The organism is Pseudomonas sp. UTLPPB19802 (genome assembly GCF_059730225.1).
Window position 1 is genome coordinate 5,216,447 of the sequence record NZ_AP048545.1, and the last position, 18,280, is coordinate 5,234,726.

The following is an 18,280-nucleotide window of genomic DNA, read 5'->3' on the forward strand; positions in this document are numbered from 1 at the left end:
TTGATATGTTCTTGAATATTGATTCACGCCTGAGTCGTGATCTGTTGAAGTGCATAAATTCCGGAATTCCGCATGATGCACTGAATGTCCCCAAGGAGCCGGAGTTTCTCTCGCGAAGGATTGAGGCGCTGCGTAGCCAGTACGCGGCCCTGCGCAAGTCTTTCGGCAATAAAACACTGCCGGTGAGCAACTATCTGTTTTACATGATGCTCAAGGATAAATATTCAGAGTTTGATTTTGAGCTACCAATGAATTCCAAGGCCAGGGTATTGACCAACATTCATGTATTCAAAACCAAGGGACGCATACCTTCGATAGCATCGTTGTTATTGTCTGACGAACACGCTGCGAAGTCCGCCGTCGAACTCAAGTACACACATGTCGAACACATCGAACGATACGGCACGGCCCTGTCGCAACTGCTGAGCGAAGGTGGCTTGATGCCTCCGACGCAGGCGGCAATGGAAGGTGTGATCACGCAGATCAACCACAGCAAGTCGCTTGACCGGCGGTTGACCATTGTCAGTGCGATATGCCCGGACTACTCCTATGTCATGGATGCCGAAGGCAAGCCTCGGTATACCTTTACCCACGTAGGGGCGAAGCCGGGGCTGGCGGGGGAAAAACTGCTCAAGGTGGACAATGCCTTGAATGATTTCTCGAAGGCCGTGGGTGTGCCCCTGGAACACAAGCTGTTCGGTGGCGAGTTCGAGTACCTGTCGTTTAACCGGAACGCGAACTCGGCCAGTGCTCGAGATGAGTTTCTCGACAAGGTCTATCGGCAGTTACTCAGTATCGGCAATGAACTGACGGCACCTGCCGTCACGGGTTCCTTTTTTGAACTGTGTGGTAATGAGGATGGCTGGCACGAACGCCATCAGGCGATCCTGCAGCGACTGCGTTCAAGGGATTATGGCCAGACCGGTCTATGTCACCAACAGATGGAGGAAATATTCGAATCCAGGCGCCCACTGTATTCCAAGTGGTTTGTGGGCCAGAGCGACGAAACCATCTGGAACAACTTCCTTTCGCAAGCGGCTGAATATGCCCTCATGGGAGGAATCTTCCTCGAAGCATATAAGGACTTCGTGGTCCTGGCTGTCGACCACTACAAGATGGAGCCCTTCTACTCCTTCTTCGGGCCGGTCGCCGTTTTATATGTGAAAACGGATTATCTATAGGCGATGTGGGAATACTGCCAATATGAAACAGCAACTTTTTAGCACGCGCTATACGAAGTACGGGCATGGTATTGATGTCCGCGCAACGTATGAACATTTGCCGCTCCAGGCGTTCTGGACGTGGGTCACGGGCAAATCCGGCAACAAGAATCCACCCAAGGGTCCCAAGGAGACACTGCTGAAACCGTGGCAGCTTTTCCTTCAGATCAGCTGGGGTTATGCCGTGTTCGTGGCCGCGGTTCTACTTGGCAACAAGCTGCTGCAGTCGGATCTTCACTGGGCGACCAAGGTGCTGCTGTCGGTTCCCATGGTCTGCATGGTGGTCAACCGCCAGCGGGGTCTGCTGCACACCTTCCACTACACCATTCACGGTGCCGGCATCGCCAACAGGCGGCTGGCCAAGTTCGTCTGCAAGTGGGTGTTGTCGATGCCTATCGTGCATACCCCGTGGAATAACTACATGAAGCTGCATGTCAGTGAACACCACAGCGTCAACACCTTCTGCACGGACAAGGACGTCGACCTGCAGTTCATGGCCGCCCATGGTTTCTACAAGGGCATGAGCGAGACTGAATACTGGACCAGGCTGGTATTGGCGCCGTTTCACCCGATGCGTATCTACGAGCACATAAAGTTCCGGCTCGAAGTCAACTTCGTCAAGACCGACAAGCATGAAAGGATCAGCCGCGCGATCTACTGGCTGTTGTTGCTGAGCGGGGTCTACCTGTCCGGCTACATGGTGCCCTTCGCCGTGTTCTACCTGATGCCGATCTTCCTCGTGACACAGTTTTCTTCCTGGATACAACACACCACCGAACACCTGTGGTTTTCGGAAAACACCCAGGGTTTGCCCAAGTACATTTTCTACGGCTCGCTGAGCTGGGGCCGCTTCTTCGGACGCCCCTACCCCGTGAATCACACCGGCTGGGCATTCACCTGGCGAGTGGTGAAGTGGGGGCTGGCCGTCGTGTTCATTGACATACCCCTGCGGGTTTTCTCTTTCATGCAGGACCTGCCCAGCCACGACTTTCACCACCGCAACCCGGGTGTGAACTTCTGGAGCATTGCCCCGGAAAGAGCGGCGAATGAATCGCTGGCATCGCGGTTTGGCCCGATGACCGAAACCTGGAGCATGACCGAGAGTTTCCTGATCCTGCGCGATCATCTTTGCCGAGATCAAAGCGACCCCTTCGGGATCATCACCTGGTACGACACGAACAAGCAGCATATCGAATCAAAAACGGCGCGTAAGTTGCCAGCAGTAGAAGCCGAAGTTTAATAACTACTCTTAACGAAGGAACGTGAAATGAACATTGTCGACATCGCAAAAAAAGAATTGGCAAGCAACGGCTCTTTCTACTCCAGCGCCACCGATTTTCTGTATAGCCAGAATGACTGGAATGAAATCAACGCTATCCTGGCGAACACCGCATTGCCCTGGGAACAGGTCTATATCGGTGATGCCGACGAGCTCAACGACCTGACGGTCGCCCGCTTCATGACCGATATCGACAGACCGACACGCGTTAACCAGCCACTTGCCGACCACATGATTTCGGTGGTGTGCAATGAGAAGCTGCTGGGCTTTGTCTCCAAGCTGCTCGATGGCGACGACTTCTACATTCGCCGCATGCAGGTCAACAAAATGAAAGACGGGTCTTTCATCGGCAAACACCTGGACATCGATAGCAACCCTGACTACCTGTATTCGATCGTCCTGCAACTGGGCAAGCACTTTGCCGGGGGCGAGTTTCTGATTTTCGACAAGCAGGACAAGCAGGTGAACCTCATCCGCCCCGAGTTGCAATCAGTGGTGATCACCGATTGCTCCTTTCCTCATCAGGTTGAAGCCGTCACCGAGGGCGAACGGGTATCGCTGGTGTTTTTCGTGAGCAAGTACGCAGAGAAAAATCGTCGGGTGGCGTGATTTCACTGGTTCAGGAAGTTAGATGTCATGAAAACATCGGTTAAAATAATTCTATATGGCGTTTTCGGCACATTCGCAGCCGCAACGGCCGGCGTGATGTATGTGCTGCACAACATCACGCTGTCCAATGTGTTCGAGACCGGCGTCATGGAAGTGCCCAAGGGCATTTCCGACAAGGGCAGTATTGCCTGGGATGCCAACGCCGTTCCGCACATCAAGGCCGCCAATGAACGCGATGCCTATTTTCTGCTGGGGTACAGCCACGCCCGCGATCGCCTGTGGCAGATGCAGTTCAGCAGGAATTACGCGAGCGGTACCCTGTCGGAGACATTCGGCACGTCCACGGTGGAGATGGACAAATTTGCCAGGACGCTGGGCTTCAAGAAAAACGCCAGCCTGATTTTTCAGCAACTCAAGCCGCAAACCCAGGACATCCTGCGCAGCTACAGTGATGGGGTGAATTTCTTCATCGACAAATTCGGCGATCGTTTGCCCGTCGAATTTTCGCTGACCCGTTCCCCAGCCCCCAGACACTGGGAGCCCTCAGACTCCGTCGCGCTGCACCTGTTGTTTTCGTGGACCTTGAGCTCCAACCTCGGCATGCAGTTACAACGCCTGTCGTTGTCGAAAAACCTGAGCGTCGCGCAGATCAACGAGGTATTCGCACCTTACCCGGGCAGCGCACCGGTCAAGACCCGGGACTATGCCGCGCTGTACAACAAACTGGACGTATCCGACACCGGCCTGGCCCTGCTGGACAAACTGCCCCCCTCGAACGTCGAGGGGGTCGGCTCGAACAACTGGGTGATCGCCGGCGACCATACGGTGACGGGCAAACCGATACTGGCCAACGATCCGCACCTGCGGCTGACCAATCCGGCGCTGTTCTACCTGGCGGCTCTCGAGACGCCAGGCTCGTCGCTCGTAGGTGCCACTTATGCCGGTGCCCCCCTCTTCGTGATCGGGCACAACAGGAAGATCGCCTGGGGCTACACCAACACCGGCTCATCCGTTCAGGATGCGTACCTGGAAAAACTGAACCCCTCGGACAGCAATCTCTACCTCACCGCCGACTCGACCTATCAACCGTTTCGGGTCACGCACGAGCAGATCAATGTCAAGGGTGGAGCCCCCATTAGCCTGCCAATTCGCCACACGAAGCACGGCCCGGTCATCAGCGATATCTACCAGGCGGCCCAACAGGCCATCAGCGGCAGAAAATCCGTGGTCATCGCCCTGGCCTGGACCGGACTGGACCCCAGCGACAAAACCTTCGACAGCATCCTGGATATCAACCACGCAGAAAACTGGCCGCAGTTCCTCCAGGCTTCCGCCGAATTCGGCCTGCCGCCACAGAACATGGTTTATGGGGATACAGCCGGCAACATCGGCTACGTGTCGGCCGGCCGGGTACCGGTGAAGGCGCAGGACAACGACCTCCTGGGCCAGGGCCCCGCGCCCGGCTGGGAAGCCAAGTATGACTGGACAGGCTATGTGCCCGAAGCCGCCAAGCCGAGGCAGTTCAATCCTGCCGGCGGTTACATCGCGACGGCCAACAACCGCATCGTTCCGGACAACTATCCGTTCAATTTCGGCCATGACTGGGTGCTGCCCTATCGTTATGACCGCATCATGGATCTGTTGAAGGAGCGCGCACCGCATACCCTGCAAACCTCCACCGACATCCAGCTCGATCGCTACTCGTCGTCCCTGGCCGACCTGTTACCCAAAATGATCGCCCCCATCGACGGGCGACCTTCGGCACCTGCGCAGTTGAGCCTTCTCAAGGCCTGGCGCTTCGACTCGGACCCGGAGTCGGCAGCGCCATTGATTGCAGCCTACTGGGTCAGGAATCTCACCCAGGCGTTACTGGAGCCGAAAATTGGCAAGGAGCTTCTCGCGGCCGGCTGGAACCAGCGCAACTACGATGCATTTCTCAACCTGGTGTTAAGCGGGAAAGCCGACCAGGGCTTCTGGTGTGGGGCCCCTGGCAATTGCCAGCAGGTACTGGAGGCATCCCTGGACCAGTCGTTGCAGCAGATCCGGGAAAAATATGGCGCTGACGTCAAGGGCTGGAAGTGGGGACGCGCGCACGCCGCTGTTGGCGAACATGTGCCCCTGCACAAAAGCCCCATGGCCTGGTTCTTTGACAACCGCAACAACATGGGTGGCGACAATTTCACGGTGAATGTCGGACGCTACAACTACAGCGATCCGTCCAATCCGTTCAACACCAATATTGCAGCTACTTTCAGGATGGTGGCGGACCTGTCGAACCTTGATAACTCAAGCTACATCCTGTCCTCCTCCAATACCGGAATCAAGTTCAACGGCTATGTGGACATGAACAGGCTATGGGCCCGCGGCGACTACATAAAAATCCTGTCGCCACGCCAGACCTCGGAAAGCCATGCGCTCACATTTCTTCCAGACAACAAACGCTGAATCAAGGTCGCCTATGAACAGACAGACAAGCAACACGGAGTGGGACCTGGATTACTCGGTTGTCGGCCGCAATTTCCCGGACAGTTTCAAGGTCAAGATCGTCGAGGACCTGCAACAGGGGATGCCCGAATACGACGTCAGGCAGTACTTTGGCAACCAACCAGGGATTTTCGAAATCTACGAACACCTGGCATTGGCCATCGACGCCGAAAGCGAAAAGGTCGTGGGGATCATCGGTGCAAAAAGCCTTCCGTTCGGCTCATCGTCGTTCCTCTATCTGTGGACGGCAATGATCGCGGATGAATACCGGGGGTCGACACTGTTCAAGAAGCTCAACCAGTTTTTCCTGAAGAATGTCATTCAAACGATCGGCCTGCCCCGCCTGATCGTGGCCAAGACCTACAACCCGGTGGTCTACAACATGTTCCGGGTGATGTCTTCACGAGTCCCGTCAGCCCGCTTCTACCCCGACCTGCGTGTTGATGTGCAGGATGCCGAGATGTCCGCCCTGGCGCTCGAGATCGTTCACTCATTGTCCAAGGACCTCGTGCTGGACGTGAATACCGGGGTCATTCCCGGCGGCCAGAGCTCGGTCGCCCCCAATTTCTTCCCGAAGATGGACATGTCGAGCGATGAAGTGACCAATGCGCATTTCATCAGGCACGTCACCTACTCGGACCAGATCCTGTGTGTGGTGGCGCTGCAACCCGACTCGGAGTGGTTCGTCAAAGAAAAGATCATCCGATAGCCCATGCAGGTGAACAAGAGATCCGTTCTTCTCTCGGCGCTGCCGGCGGCCATTTTCTATGGCTCGCTGGCAGCGGTGTCCAACGCCGGCCACGGCATGGGCCCAATGGGCCTTGCAGCGGTCATTCAAGGACTCATCAGCTATGTTTCGACGCTCGTCGCACTCTCCGTCATGTTCAGGCTGGCGCGCCTGCTCGCCGGCTTGCCCAAGCGGGCGAGGAGAACACTGGTGCCATTGAGCGTGGTGAGCCTGTTCAGCTCACTGTCGGCGGTGGTTCACTTCAATGCGGGCACGCCCAATGTACTGCTGACGATCGCCCCCTCCTTTCTGGTCGGCTGGGGCTATTTCACGACGGTCTATTGGCTGACGGATTCAAGGCAACCCCTCCAGGCAACCGGACGCCACTAAAGCCGAACGTCGATGCGACTGAGCCGCTCACGCAGAAACTCGATGAACGCCTGCACTGGCCGCGATGCCTGGCGATGCTGCGGATACACCGCCGACAGCACCAGCGGCTCCGGGCGCAGGTCGTTCAACACCGGCACCAACTTGCCTTCCTCCAACGCCGAACCGACGATGAAAATCGGCAGGTAGGTGATCCCCATCCCGGAAATCGCGGCGTCCCTGAGCAGGTCGCCGTTGTTCACGCGCATCCGCCCGGTCACGTTGACCACCGCCGGCTTGCCCGGCCCGGTGAAGCGCCATTGCACCTGGCGACCGTGGCCATAGGGCAGGCAGTCGTGGAAATGCAGGTCGTCCGGCTTGAGCGGCGTGCCGCGCTCGGCGAGGTAGTCGGGGCTGGCGCAATACACCCGGTCGATGCTGGCGATGCGGCGGGCGATCAGCGTCGAGTCCTCCAGCGTGCCGATCCGCAGCGCCAGGTCGTAGCCCTCGCCGAGCAGGTCCACCGGCCGGTCGCTGAGATCGACCTCGACGCTGACCTCGCCATACCGCTGCAGAAACGGCGGCAGCAGGCAGCCCAGGTGCGCCAGGGCGAACGACAGCGGCGCACTCAGGCGAATGGTCCCGCGTGGTTCGGCGGTCTGGCCGGCAATGCCCTGCTCCACCTGTTCGACTTCGCCCAGCAAGCGCAAGGCCGACTCGTAGTAGCTCTGCCCCAGCGGCGTGACATCCAGGCGCCGGGTCGAGCGGTTGAGCAGCCGCACCCCCAGGCGCTCTTCGAGCTGCATCAGGCGCCGGCTGACGAACTGCTTGGACAGGCCCAGCTGGTCGGCGGCGGCGGTAAAGCTGCCGGAGTCCATTACCTGGCAGAAAATACGCATATCTTCGAAGGGGTTCATTGTCACTCCCTGGTTGACAGTAAAACGCTTTATAACGGCTTTTTCATGTTCTGGCATCCCATTAATCTGTTCACACGTTGCAGCGACAGCCACTGAGTCGGTCGCCAAACGCACTTCATACAGATCAATCAAATCAAAAGGATTTCACCATGAACATCGTACAAAAGACCCTGACCACTACCCTGCTGGCCCTGAGCGTCGGCCAGGCCTTCGCCGCCGGCAGCACCGGCGTCGAACACAACACCCAGGCATTCCTCGATGCCCTCGCCGCCGGCGGTGGCGGCCCCCTGGAGCAACTGAGCCCACGTGACGCCCGGGCAGTCCTGACCGGTGCCCAGGCCTCGGTCAAGGTCGACCTCTCCGGCATCGACGTCAGCGAACGTTCGATCCAGGTGGGCGGCCAGCCGGTCACCCTGAAGATCGTCCGCCCTGCCGGGGTCAAGGGCACCCTGCCCGTGTTCATGTTCTTCCACGGCGGCGGCTGGGTACTGGGCGACTTCCCGACTCACCAGCGGCTGATCCGCGACCTGGTGGTCGACTCGGGTGCGGTAGCGGTCTACGTCGACTACACGCCGTCGCCGGAAGCGCACTACCCGACCGCGATCAACCAGGCCTACGGCGCCACCCAATGGGTCGCCGAGCACGGCAAGGAAATCGGTGTCGACAGCAAGCGCCTGGCGGTGGCCGGCAACAGCGTCGGCGGCAACATGGCGGCGGTCGTGGCGCTGATGGCCAAGGAACGCAAGACCCCGGAACTGCGCTTCCAACTGCTGCTGTGGCCGGTGACCGATGCGCACTTCGACACGGCGTCGTACCAGCAGTTTGCCGAGGGGCACTTCCTGACCAAGGGCATGATGAAGTGGTTCTGGGACAGCTACACCACCAACGGCGCCGAGCGGGCACAGATTCACGCCTCGCCTCTGCAGGCCAGCACCGAACAGCTTCGCGGTTTGCCGCCAGCGCTGGTGCAGACCGCCGAATTCGACGTGCTGCGTGACGAAGGCGAAGCCTATGCCCGTCACCTGGATGCAGCCGGTGTGCCGGTGACCAGCGTGCGCTACAACGGCATGATCCACGACTTCGGCCTGCTCAACCCGCTGAACGGGATTCCTGAAGTCAAGGCGGCGATGCGCCAGGCGGCCCTGGAACTCAAGACCCACCTGAAGTAAGCGCGTAAACGAAAAACGAGCGGTCAAGGATGACCCTTCCCATGCAGAAAAACCCGCCGCAACGAGCTGCTCGTTGCGACGGGTTTCGCGTTGAGGCAAACAGCTTACTTGGCAGTCAGTGCCGCGTAGCTGTTCATCAGGTTGCGGTAGTTCGGGATACGCTGCGACAGCAGGTTGCCCAGGCCTTCGATGTCGTTGCGCCAGTCGCGGTGCAGCTCACAGGCTACGGCGAACCAGTTCATCATCTGTGCGCCGGCCTGGGTCATGCGGTTCCACGCAGCCTGTTGCACGGTGTCGTTGAAGGTACCGGAAGCATCGGTCACCACGAACACGTCGAAGCCTTCGGCCAGGGCCGACAGGGTTGGGAACGCGACGCAAACATCCGTCACCACGCCGGCGATGATCAGTTGCTTGCGGCCGGTGGCCTTGATCGCCTTGACGAAGTCTTCGTTGTCCCAGGCGTTGATCTGGCCTGGACGGGCGATGTACGGCGCGTCCGGGAACATCTCTTTCAGTTCTGGAACCAGCGGGCCGTTCGGACCCTGTTCGAAGCTGGTGGTCAGGATGGTTGGCAGGTTGAAGAACTTGGCGCAGTCGGCCAGGGCCAATACGTTGTTCTTGAACTCGTTCGGCGAGAAGTCCTGTACCAGCGAAATCAGACCGGTCTGGTGGTCGACCAGCAGCACCACCGCATCATTTTTGTCCAGGCGTTTGTAAGGAACGTTACTCATTTCGAGGCTCCATCATCGACAGCAAGGGTTTGTGGCGCCGGCCGGATGACCGGCGCCGTGGGGTGGGAAATCAGAAAGCGAAGCAGGAACAGCCGAATGCGCCCCAGAAGCCCTGGAAGTCGCTGACCGGCACGTTCGAATGACGGGCCCGCTCATGGCTGTGGGAGTGCACGGCACATGGACCGCTGCATAGGTGAACCTGGGCCTGCATCGGCGCATTCGGGCGCCAGTGGCCGGGTACCTTGGCGACCGGCGACCAGTCCGGCAGGACCGGCAGGTTGCCAGGGCCGAGCTTCTCGAAGTTTTCCGCGGCGTAGACCACCTTGCCGCCGACCACGGTCAGTACCGACTCGATCCACTTGATGGCTTCTTCCTCGACGCTGAAGAAGTCCGCGCTCAGGGCCGCCAGGTCAGCCAACTGGCCGACCTTGATCTGGCCCTTCTTGCCCTGTTCGGAAGAGAACCAGGCGCTGCCGTGGGTGAACAGTTCCAGCGCGGTCTCGCGTGGCAGGCCTTCCTCATACAGTGCCAGGCCGCCAACGGTACGACCACTGACCATCCAGTACAGCGAGGTCCATGGGTTGTAGCTGGAGACGCGGGTGGCGTCGGTACCGGCACCGACCGGCACGCCTTCGGCCAGCATGCGCTTGATCGGCGGCGTGGCTTCGGCAGCCTTGGAACCGTAGCGATCGACGAAGTACTCACCCTGGAACGCCATGCGGTCCTGAATCGCGATACCACCACCCAGCGCCTTGACCCGCTCGATGTTCTGCGGGGTGATGGTTTCGGCATGGTCGAAGAACCATGGCAGGCCGTTGAACGGGATGTCGCGGTTGACCTTCTCGAATACATCCAGCATGCGGCTGATGGATTCGTTGTAGGTGGCGTGCAGGCGGAACGGCCAGCGCTGCTCGACCAGGTGGCGAACCACCGGCTCCAGGTCGGCCTCCATGCTGGCCGGCAGGTCCGGACGCGGTTCGAGGAAGTCTTCGAAGTCGGCGGCGGAGAACACCAGCATTTCGCCGGCGCCGTTGTGACGCAGGAAGTCGTCGCCCTGGTGCAGCTTGACGCTGCCGGTCCAGTTCTTGAAGTCGGCCAGTTCTTCCTTGGGTTTCTGGGTGAACAGGTTGTAGGCGATACGAACAGTCAGTTGCTCTTCCTTCGCCAACTGCTCGATCACCTGGTAGTCATCGGGGTAGTTCTGGAAACCGCCGCCGGCGTCGATGGCGCTGGTCAGGCCCAGGCGGTTCAGCTCACGCATGAACTGGCGGGTCGAGTTGACCTGGTATTCCAGTGGCAGCTTGGGCCCCTTGGCCAGGGTCGAATAGAGAATCATCGCGTTCGGACGGGCCACCAGCATGCCGGTCGGTTCGCCGTTGCTGTCGCGCACGATCTCGCCACCTGGCGGGTTCGGCGTGTCGCGGGTGTAACCGGCCACACGCAGGGCGGCGCGGTTGAGCAAGGCACGGTCATACAGGTGCAGCACGAACACCGGGGTGTCCGGCGCGGCCTGGTTGAGTTCTTCCAGGGTCGGCATGCGCTTTTCGGCGAACTGGAATTCGTTCCAGCCGCCGACCACGCGTACCCACTGTGGGGTTGGGGTGCGGTCGGCCTGGTCCTTGAGCATGCGCAGGGCATCGGCCAGGGACGGCACGCCTTCCCAGCGCAGCTCGAGGTTGTAGTTCAGGCCACCCCGGATCAGGTGCAGGTGCGAGTCGTTCAGACCCGGGATCACGCAACGGCCCTTGAGGTCGATGAGTTGGGTGTCCGAACCACGCAGGGCCATGGCCTCGGCATCGGTGCCGACCGCAACGAAGCGGCCCTCACGGATGGCTACGGCGCTGGCCCGTGGTTTTTCACGGTCAACGGTGTGGAACAGACCATTGAACAGGATCAGATCGGCGTTCATCGCGTCTCCTTCGTCAGGGTAAGAGTGGAAAGGCTCGTCCGGGATCAGGCAAGACGCCAGATTCCGGCGAAACGATCATTGAGCGCCAGTCGTCCGGGACCGGCGATGAAAAGACTGGTGAAGAGGATCAGCAGCAGCCAGGCGAACTGGCCTTCGGCGAGGGTCCACTCGGGGTGCACGAACACCAGTGCCACCAGCAACACAGAGAGAATAGGCAAGCACGCCAGACGTACCAGCACGCCGGCAATGATCAGCAGCGGGCAGAACACCTCGGCGAAGATCGCCAGCATCAGGGTCAGGTTGGCGCCCAGGTGGAACGGGTCTTCGATGTTCTGCAGCTCGGTGCTGTAGTGCAGCAGTTTCGGCAGGCCATGGACCCATAGCAGAAACACCGCGGCGCTGACGCGCATAAACAGCAATCCGAGGGCCTGCGCCCGTTCATTCCAGCACGAAGCGTTCATGATCCACCCATCACCAAGAAAACCCACCGGCATCAGGAAGCCGGACTGTGGACAAATAGTGCGGGGACGGGCTGCGGAAAAATTGAATGTACGTGCTCTCTTTCCAGAGAGGCGTGATTAGGGAGCTGGGATATCCAGTGGCGCAGACATGAATTGCGCGATCCGTGAACGCAGCCAGCGCTCAGCCGGGTCGTTGTCATGCACCCCGCTCCAGGCCATCGACAACTGCGCCGCGTCGATCTCGAACGGCGGGTCCTCGGCGCGCAGCGCACAGCCCTCCACAAGGGCACAGGCGGCATAGTCGGGCACGGTGGCAATCATTTCGGTACCGGCCAGCAACGCCCGCAGTCCACTGAACTGTGGCACGCCCAGTACCACCCGGCGACAGCGGCCGATCTTTGCCAGGTCGAGGTCGATGTTGCCGCTCAAGTCACCGGAAAACGACACCATCGCATGGGGTCGCTCGCAGTACTCATCCAGGGTCAGGGGCCCCGGACGATCATCGCCACGCAGCACCTTGCAGGGAATGTCGCGCAGCATCTTGCGCTTGGCGTTGGCCGGCAGCTCGGTGGTGTAGCTCACGCCCACGGAGATTTCCCCGGAAGCCAGCAGCGACGGCATCAGCAGATAGTTGGCCCGACGCACCACGACGATGATGCCCGGCGCTTCCTCGCGCAACTGGCTCAGCAACGGTGGAAACAGACCAAACTCGGCATCGTCGGACAGGCCGATACGAAAGACGTCGCAACTGGTCGCCGGATCGAAGTCCTTGGCCCGGCTGACCGCACCGGAGATGGTGTCCATCGCCGGTTGCAGCTCTTTCAGAATCGCCAGCGCGCGCGCCGTCGGTTCCATGCCGCGACCGTTGCGCAGCAGCAGCGGGTCGTCGAACAAGTCACGCAAGCGCCCCAGCGCGGCACTCACGGCGGGCTGGCCCATGAAGAGTTTTTCGGCGACCCGGGTCAGGTTCTTTTCAAACATCAGGGCTTCGAAAATCACCAACAGGTTCATGTCGACGCGGCGCAGGTCGTTTCGGTTCATCGGCACAGTCTCCTCATGGGTCTGCCAGGGGCGATCCTCCAGTATCCATCGGCGCCCACCCCCGATACTTGAAAGGATGTGCTGTCTTTCACCGCCCGCCCCGCAACGTGGCGGAAAGGGGAATTAACAACGTTTAACTCGCCCCTTAACGCCCCTGCGCCAAAAATGATGACCTCAACCCTACCGTGGGACGGTGCTGACTCGACGTGCTGTGTGCCAGCACCCCTCCCCCCCGACACGGATACTGGTCATGGTTCAAACACAGCACAACGCCTCCCTTCCCCGTGCCACCGAAGCCCGTACGCCTATTCCGGGCGGGCTCTCGCCCTGGCGGGAAAAGCTGGTCAAGCAACTGATCCTCGACCGCCTGAGCGAAACCCTGGAGATCAGCGAGCTGGCCCGCGCCTGTTCACTGTCACGCAGCCACTTCTCCCGGGCCTTCAAATGCAGCACCGGACTCTCGCCCCAGGACTGGATTCGCCAGCAGCGGATTCAACGGGCCAAGCGACTGATCCGCGAAACCGACCTGAGCCTGACGCAGATCAGCCTGGAATGCGGTTTCTGCGACCAGGCGTACTTCTGTCATATCTTCACCCGTAGCGAAGGCATCAACCCCTTTGCCTGGCGCTGCCAGCAACTGGCCGCCAAGCCAGTGCGCAACGGTGCGCGCCATCTCTGCTATGTCGAGCGCCCTGCCACCCGCTGATCGCGGACGTCGTCGTTCTCGCAGTCATCTCCAGCCATCTGGCGGCCATCCGCAAAAAAACGGCGGCCCGCCACCCTGCCGCGGCAGAGTCAACCTGCCACCACCTTGCACATCCGCCAAAACCTGAGGAATATGCACGGATATTGCGTGATAGACCGGAGCCTTGCGTGCGGCCCGAGTCATCCGCCGCCCCCTCGACAAGCTTCGGCGGGGACGACCAGAAGAGAAGCAGGCAGGAGCGACCCGTTGACCCTTTCACTCGAGCAGGCCGTGCGTTTCGGCCCCTATCGAACCTACCCCGGACAGCGCCTGATCATGGAGGGCGACCGTCCCCTGCGACTGGGCCGGCGTGCCATGGATATCCTGCTGATCCTGCTCGAACATGCCGGACAACTGGTCAGCAAGCAGGAACTGCTGGCCCGGGTCTGGCCCGACAGCGTGGTCGAGGACATCAACCTGCGGGTGCACATGGCCGCATTGCGCAAGGCATTGGGCGATGGCCAGGCCGGGCAGCGCTATATCGTCACCGTGGCCCAGCGCGGCTACAGCTTCGTTGCCCCGTGCCAATTGGACATGATCGAGCAGCACCCACAAGGCAGCGCGCCGGTCAGTCATAACCTGCCGTTGCGCCGGACCCGCATGATCGGCCGCCAGGCACTCCTTGCCGGTATGCTTCGGCATTTTTCGCACCAGCGCTTCATCACCCTGGTCGGCCCCGGCGGCATCGGCAAGACCACCGTGGCCCTGAGCGTCGCCGAACAACTGATCGGCCACTACCGGGACGGCATCCGCCTGCTCGACCTGGCCCCGCTGGACAATCCGGCACTGGTCGCCGGCCATCTGGCAACGCTGCTTGGAATGTCCGCGGCGGAAAGCGAAACCACCGCCAGCATCGTCGCCTTCCTGCGCGAGCGGCAGATGCTGCTGGTGATCGATAACTGCGAACACCTGCTCGACGCCGTCGCACCGCTGTGCGAAAGCCTGCTGCGCGGTGCACCCCAGGTGCATATCCTCGCCACCAGCCGTGAAAGCCTGCGGGCCGAAGGCGAATTCGTGCAACGCCTGGAGTCGCTCGATTGTCCGCCGCCCCTGGCGGCCCTGGACCGCGCCCAGGCGATGGACTTCCCGGCCTTGCAACTGTTCGTTGAACGAGCGATGGCCAACCAGGACAGCTTCGAACTGACCCAGGAACAACTGCCGCTGGCCATCGAGATCTGTCGGCGCCTGGATGGCATTCCCCTGGCCATCGAACTGGCCGCCGCCCAGGTCATCAACCTGGGGCTGGAGGGCCTGCTCGCGCAGTTGCAGGACAGCTTCCGCCTGCTGACCCAGGGCGGGCATACGCCACTGGGTCGGCACCAGACCTTGCGCGCCACCCTCGACTGGAGCTTCGAGCTGCTCACCCCCACCGAACAGACTTGCCTGCGCCGGCTGGGTGTGTTCCGCGGCAGCTTCACCCTCGCCTCGGCCGCAGCGGTGATCATGGGCGCGAACGTCGAAGCCGGCGAGGTGTTCACCTCGATTACGCAATTGGTCGCCAAGTCGCTGCTGAACGTCGAAGTGGGTGACGAAGAGGTGTTTTACCGACTGCTCGACACCACCCGCAGCTATGCCCTGGAAAAACTCGACCTGGCCTGTGAACTGCCAGGCACCCGGCAACGCCACGCCGAGCGCTGCCTGGCCATGATGGAACAGGCCCAGGCCGAGTGGGAGAACACCAGCACCGAACGCTGGCTCGAGCGCTACGCCCGAGGCCTGGAAGATTTGCGCGCGGCGCTGGACTGGGGGCTGGGCCCGCAAGGTCCGCAAGGCCTGGCGATTCGCCTGACCGCCGCATCGGCGCCGCTGTGGCAGGAACTGTCGCTGCCCAAGGAACACGGCGACCATGTCCGCAAGGCCCTCACGCTGCAGGAAAAAATCGCCCATCCCTGTCCGCACCTGACCATCGCCCTCAAGCTGGCCCTGGGCAATGCCTGCTACCACACCCATGGCGGCAGTGCCGAAACCATTGCCACCTTCAGCAGCGCCCAGGCCCTGGCCGAGTACCACGGTGATCTGGGCGGCCAACTCAAGGCGGTGTCGGGCCACATGACGGCCAACCTCAGTAGCGGCAACTACCGGCTGGCGCTGGAGCAAAGCCGGCAGTTCGACCAACTGGCATTGAGCGATACGCCGTTGTCACTCGGCACGCAACGCCTGCGGGTGCTGGCATTGCACTATTCCGGCGAGCAGAACCTGGCACGAGAGCTTGCCGAACAGGTGCTGCAACGCTTGGCCCATGGCAATCACGTCAACCGTTTCACCCGCGACTTTGGCGTGCAGTACGATCAAAGCGTCGCGGCCCTGACCGTCCTGGCGCGCATTCTCTGGCTGCAGGGCCAGCCGCAGCAGGCCTGGCGCACCGCCCGCCAGGCGCTGGACCTGGCCCTGCAGGTCAACCATGGCACGTCCATCTGCTACACCCTGGCCCTGGCCGGCTGCCTGATTCCCTATTACAACGGCGACAGCGAAACCGCCCGTGAACTGCTGCAACTTCTATTGGAACAGGCGCAGAAACATGCGGTACCGCTGTTTCAGAACTGGGGCCAGCAGTACGCCCAGGTGATCACCAGGCAACCGTCGACCGGCCTGGTGCCGGCCAGCAATGGCCTGGTGAAGGAAATCATGGTCACCCTCGACAGCCGCTTCGTCGATGACGCCTTGCTCGCACGCGCCGAAAGCGGTGCGGCTGGCTGGAGCAGTGCGGAAATCCTGCGCGCCCAGGCAGAAAAACTGCTGGCACAGCGTCACCCGGATGCCGCACAGGCCCTGCTGCTCAAGGCCATCGGCGTGGCGCAGGCGCAAGGCGCCCTGGCCTGGGAACTGCGCTGCGCCACCTCGCTGGCACGGCTATGGCAGCAGCAAGGGCGCTACTGCCCGGCGCATGAACTGCTCGCACCGGTCCATGCACGCTTCAGCGAAGGCTGCCAGACGCCGGACCTGCTCAAGGCCGCGCAATTGCTCGAACAGTTGGAGCCGCGCCTGTCAGCCTAAGACTGGCTCCGCCTGGTTGAGGTAGGCGGCGTGGCGCCTTGCCAGCGGGCGCGACTGCCCGCTGCGCGCCAGCTGTTCCAGGGCATAGGTCCGGGTGGTGTTGAGCAGGCGGTAACGAGGCACACCCGTACCCTGTTCCAGCATCAGCAACGATTTATCAGCCAGGCGCCCCAGCAGCTCTGGCAGTTGCGCTGCCGCCAACTGCTCACAACAGGCCACCGCAATGGCCGACTCTGCGGTAAAGCACATCTTGAATACCGCCAGGCGCTGCAACAGGATCTGCTCCAGCGGCGCCAGCCGCTCGTAGCTCCAGTCCAGCGCTGCCTTGAAGGTCTGGTGCCGGGGTTCGGCGGTGCGCCGCCCCTGGATCAGCAGTTGGAAACAGTTGTCGAGCTGGGCCTGCAGCCCCACCAGGGCCAGAGCGCCGATCTGGGTCGCCGCCAATTCGATCGCCAGCGGCAGGCCGTCGAGCCGGCGACAGATATCGCGCACGGCCACCAGGTCCCGTTCGCGCAGGAAAAAACCCTGCTGGCAAGCCCTGGCGCGACTGACGAACAACTGAACCGCCGAATAGCCCATTACCTCCTCCACGCTGTGCAGCGCCGACGCGGGCGGCACTGCCAGTGGCGGCAGGCGCAGCACGCATTCATCACTGGCACCGAGCGGCTCACGGCTGGTGACCAGCAACGACAGGCGCGGGGCCACGGCCAGCAGGCGCTCGACCAGGGCCCGGCAGCCATCGAGCAGATGCCCGCAGTTGTCCAGTACCACCAGGGCATGCCGCTCGGCCAGGCCGTTCAGGTCGGGGTCCAGGTCAAGGCAGCAGGCCAGCTGTTCAAGCAACTGCGTCGAATCGTCCAGGGCAACCAGGTCGATCATCCACACGCCATCGCGATAGTGCTGCAGCAGCAGTTCGGCCACGCGCAACGCCACGGTGCTCTTGCCGACGCCGACGGGCCCTGTCAGGGTCATGAAGCGGCGCACCGGCAACTGGCGCACCAGGCTGCCCACCAGCGAGTCGCGACCGGTCACCGGCGTCAGTCGGGCGGGCAGGTTGTGCTGGGGCTTGAGGGCGGTCTCCAACGACACCGGCAATGCCGCCTGCTCGCGCTGCACCGAGGCGATGAAACTGTAGCCGCGCTGCGGAACGTTGACGATGTAGCGCTGGCCGCCCTGTCCGTCCCCCAATGCCCGGCGCAAGGCGGCAATGTGCACGCGCAGGTTGATTTCCTCGACCACCGAGGTCGGCCAGACACGGGCGATCAATTCATCCTTGCTGACCACGTTGCCCGCGTGTTCGAGCAATATCTGCAGAATGTCCAGCGCGCGACCACCCATGCGCAGCGGGCGCTCGCCCTCCAGGACCAGCCGCTGGCGCAGGTGTAAGGCATAGGGGCCGAAGCGCAGCAGCGCATCGCCATCCAATTGTCTGAGGCTGTTCATGTCCACTCGCGGGCCGGCGCCGGGCCCGAAATCGACGCGGCAAGAACCGACGCGCGAAATGATCCAGCGGACCCACGCCTCCCTTGCGAAATATCCACTTCCATCTTGGCAGGCATGGATGAAGGAACAACCGTCCCTGGGGGAGCGTTACGGACTTCCCGGTGCGCGAGGCGGACAAAAGCCGC

Annotated in this window: 15 protein-coding genes; 9 read left to right on the plus strand and 6 right to left on the minus strand. The window is 61.3% G+C overall.

Annotated elements, in window-relative coordinates; all coding sequences use genetic code 11:
• Window positions 1–5 precede the first annotated feature (5 nt).
• Genes AC6I6U_RS22460 through AC6I6U_RS22485 form a run of 6 tightly spaced genes read left to right on the plus strand, consistent with a single transcriptional unit; the run spans window position 6 to window position 6,709 of the window.
• Window positions 6–1,181 carry a hypothetical protein gene (locus AC6I6U_RS22460; protein ID WP_497878223.1) on the plus strand — a complete coding sequence of 392 codons (1,176 nt, stop codon included), beginning with the start codon at window positions 6–8 and terminating at the stop codon, window positions 1,179–1,181.
• A 22-nt stretch (window positions 1,182–1,203) separates the two neighbouring features.
• Entirely contained in the window at window positions 1,204–2,460 is a 1,257-nt protein-coding gene (locus tag AC6I6U_RS22465; protein WP_497878224.1) for a hypothetical protein, read from the plus strand.
• Between the two features lie 27 nt (window positions 2,461–2,487).
• Entirely contained in the window at window positions 2,488–3,108 is a 621-nt protein-coding gene (locus AC6I6U_RS22470; protein ID WP_497878225.1) for a 2OG-Fe(II) oxygenase, read from the plus strand.
• Window positions 3,109–3,135: 27 nt separating this feature from the next.
• Window positions 3,136–5,553: a penicillin acylase family protein gene (locus AC6I6U_RS22475; RefSeq protein WP_497878226.1), complete on the plus strand. Its 2,418-nt coding sequence runs from the start codon at window positions 3,136–3,138 to the stop codon at window positions 5,551–5,553.
• A gap of 13 nt (window positions 5,554–5,566) precedes the next feature.
• Window positions 5,567–6,301: a hypothetical protein gene (locus tag AC6I6U_RS22480; protein ID WP_497878227.1), complete on the plus strand. Its 735-nt coding sequence runs from the start codon at window positions 5,567–5,569 to the stop codon at window positions 6,299–6,301.
• A 3-nt stretch (window positions 6,302–6,304) separates the two neighbouring features.
• The gene (locus AC6I6U_RS22485) at window positions 6,305–6,709 is read left to right on the plus strand and encodes a hypothetical protein (protein WP_497878228.1); all 405 of its coding nucleotides are present in this window, start codon (window positions 6,305–6,307) and stop codon (window positions 6,707–6,709) included.
• On the opposite strand, the gene AC6I6U_RS22490 is transcribed toward AC6I6U_RS22485, so the two are convergent.
• Complete coding sequence (locus tag AC6I6U_RS22490) at window positions 6,706–7,602, minus strand: LysR family transcriptional regulator (protein WP_497878229.1); 897 nt, start codon at window positions 7,600–7,602, stop codon at window positions 6,706–6,708. The two genes, AC6I6U_RS22485 and AC6I6U_RS22490, sit on opposite strands and share 4 nt — an antisense overlap.
• 149 nt (window positions 7,603–7,751) lie before the next feature.
• Here AC6I6U_RS22490 and AC6I6U_RS22495 point away from each other — a divergent pair, with 149 nt between their 5' ends.
• Complete coding sequence (locus tag AC6I6U_RS22495; RefSeq protein WP_497878230.1) at window positions 7,752–8,771, plus strand: alpha/beta hydrolase; 1,020 nt, start codon at window positions 7,752–7,754, stop codon at window positions 8,769–8,771.
• A gap of 104 nt (window positions 8,772–8,875) precedes the next feature.
• On the opposite strand, the gene ycaC is transcribed toward AC6I6U_RS22495, so the two are convergent.
• The 4 genes from ycaC to AC6I6U_RS22515 all read right to left on the minus strand — a co-directional run bounded on the left by ycaC (window position 8,876) and on the right by AC6I6U_RS22515 (window position 12,913).
• Window positions 8,876–9,502, minus strand: coding sequence for an isochorismate family cysteine hydrolase YcaC (gene ycaC, locus AC6I6U_RS22500; RefSeq protein ID WP_054059284.1), 627 nt, complete (start codon window positions 9,500–9,502; stop codon window positions 8,876–8,878).
• A gap of 70 nt (window positions 9,503–9,572) precedes the next feature.
• Window positions 9,573–11,411, minus strand: a complete 1,839-nt coding sequence (locus AC6I6U_RS22505; protein WP_497878231.1) for an amidohydrolase — start codon at window positions 11,409–11,411, stop codon at window positions 9,573–9,575.
• 44 nt (window positions 11,412–11,455) lie between these two features.
• Complete coding sequence (locus AC6I6U_RS22510; RefSeq protein WP_497878232.1) at window positions 11,456–11,872, minus strand: DoxX family protein; 417 nt, start codon at window positions 11,870–11,872, stop codon at window positions 11,456–11,458.
• Window positions 11,873–11,989: 117 nt separating this feature from the next.
• A complete protein-coding gene (locus AC6I6U_RS22515; protein WP_497878233.1) occupies window positions 11,990–12,913 on the minus strand; it encodes a LysR substrate-binding domain-containing protein in 924 nt (307 codons plus the stop codon).
• A gap of 250 nt (window positions 12,914–13,163) precedes the next feature.
• Between AC6I6U_RS22515 and AC6I6U_RS22520 the strand changes: the two genes are divergently transcribed.
• Window positions 13,164–13,619 carry a helix-turn-helix domain-containing protein gene (locus AC6I6U_RS22520; RefSeq protein WP_497878234.1) on the plus strand — a complete coding sequence of 152 codons (456 nt, stop codon included), beginning with the start codon at window positions 13,164–13,166 and terminating at the stop codon, window positions 13,617–13,619.
• Window positions 13,620–13,865: 246 nt separating this feature from the next.
• Window positions 13,866–16,652: an ATP-binding protein gene (locus AC6I6U_RS22525; protein ID WP_497878235.1), complete on the plus strand. Its 2,787-nt coding sequence runs from the start codon at window positions 13,866–13,868 to the stop codon at window positions 16,650–16,652.
• On the opposite strand, the gene AC6I6U_RS22530 is transcribed toward AC6I6U_RS22525, so the two are convergent.
• Complete coding sequence (locus AC6I6U_RS22530; protein ID WP_497878236.1) at window positions 16,644–18,095, minus strand: ATP-binding protein; 1,452 nt, start codon at window positions 18,093–18,095, stop codon at window positions 16,644–16,646. The two genes, AC6I6U_RS22525 and AC6I6U_RS22530, sit on opposite strands and share 9 nt — an antisense overlap.
• Between the last annotated feature and the right edge of the window lie 185 nt (window positions 18,096–18,280).

What these genes read in the sequence shown, in the direction of transcription:
- ycaC (WP_054059284.1), bottom strand. Translation starts at nt 9,502, where the DNA reads ATGAGTAACGTTCCTTACAAACGCCTGGACAAAAATGATGCGGTGGTG.
- AC6I6U_RS22470 (WP_497878225.1), top strand. Translation starts at nt 2,488, where the DNA reads ATGAACATTGTCGACATCGCAAAAAAAGAATTGGCAAGCAACGGCTCT.
- AC6I6U_RS22465 (WP_497878224.1), top strand. Translation starts at nt 1,204, where the DNA reads ATGAAACAGCAACTTTTTAGCACGCGCTATACGAAGTACGGGCATGGT.
- AC6I6U_RS22460 (WP_497878223.1), top strand. Translation starts at nt 6, where the DNA reads ATGTTCTTGAATATTGATTCACGCCTGAGTCGTGATCTGTTGAAGTGC.
- AC6I6U_RS22495 (WP_497878230.1), top strand. Translation starts at nt 7,752, where the DNA reads ATGAACATCGTACAAAAGACCCTGACCACTACCCTGCTGGCCCTGAGC.
- AC6I6U_RS22490 (WP_497878229.1), bottom strand. Translation starts at nt 7,602, where the DNA reads ATGAACCCCTTCGAAGATATGCGTATTTTCTGCCAGGTAATGGACTCC.
- AC6I6U_RS22510 (WP_497878232.1), bottom strand. Translation starts at nt 11,872, where the DNA reads ATGAACGCTTCGTGCTGGAATGAACGGGCGCAGGCCCTCGGATTGCTG.
- AC6I6U_RS22505 (WP_497878231.1), bottom strand. Translation starts at nt 11,411, where the DNA reads ATGAACGCCGATCTGATCCTGTTCAATGGTCTGTTCCACACCGTTGAC.
- AC6I6U_RS22480 (WP_497878227.1), top strand. Translation starts at nt 5,567, where the DNA reads ATGAACAGACAGACAAGCAACACGGAGTGGGACCTGGATTACTCGGTT.
- AC6I6U_RS22485 (WP_497878228.1), top strand. Translation starts at nt 6,305, where the DNA reads ATGCAGGTGAACAAGAGATCCGTTCTTCTCTCGGCGCTGCCGGCGGCC.
- AC6I6U_RS22530 (WP_497878236.1), bottom strand. Translation starts at nt 18,095, where the DNA reads ATGAACAGCCTCAGACAATTGGATGGCGATGCGCTGCTGCGCTTCGGC.
- AC6I6U_RS22515 (WP_497878233.1), bottom strand. Translation starts at nt 12,913, where the DNA reads ATGAACCGAAACGACCTGCGCCGCGTCGACATGAACCTGTTGGTGATT.
- AC6I6U_RS22520 (WP_497878234.1), top strand. Translation starts at nt 13,164, where the DNA reads ATGGTTCAAACACAGCACAACGCCTCCCTTCCCCGTGCCACCGAAGCC.
- AC6I6U_RS22475 (WP_497878226.1), top strand. Translation starts at nt 3,136, where the DNA reads ATGAAAACATCGGTTAAAATAATTCTATATGGCGTTTTCGGCACATTC.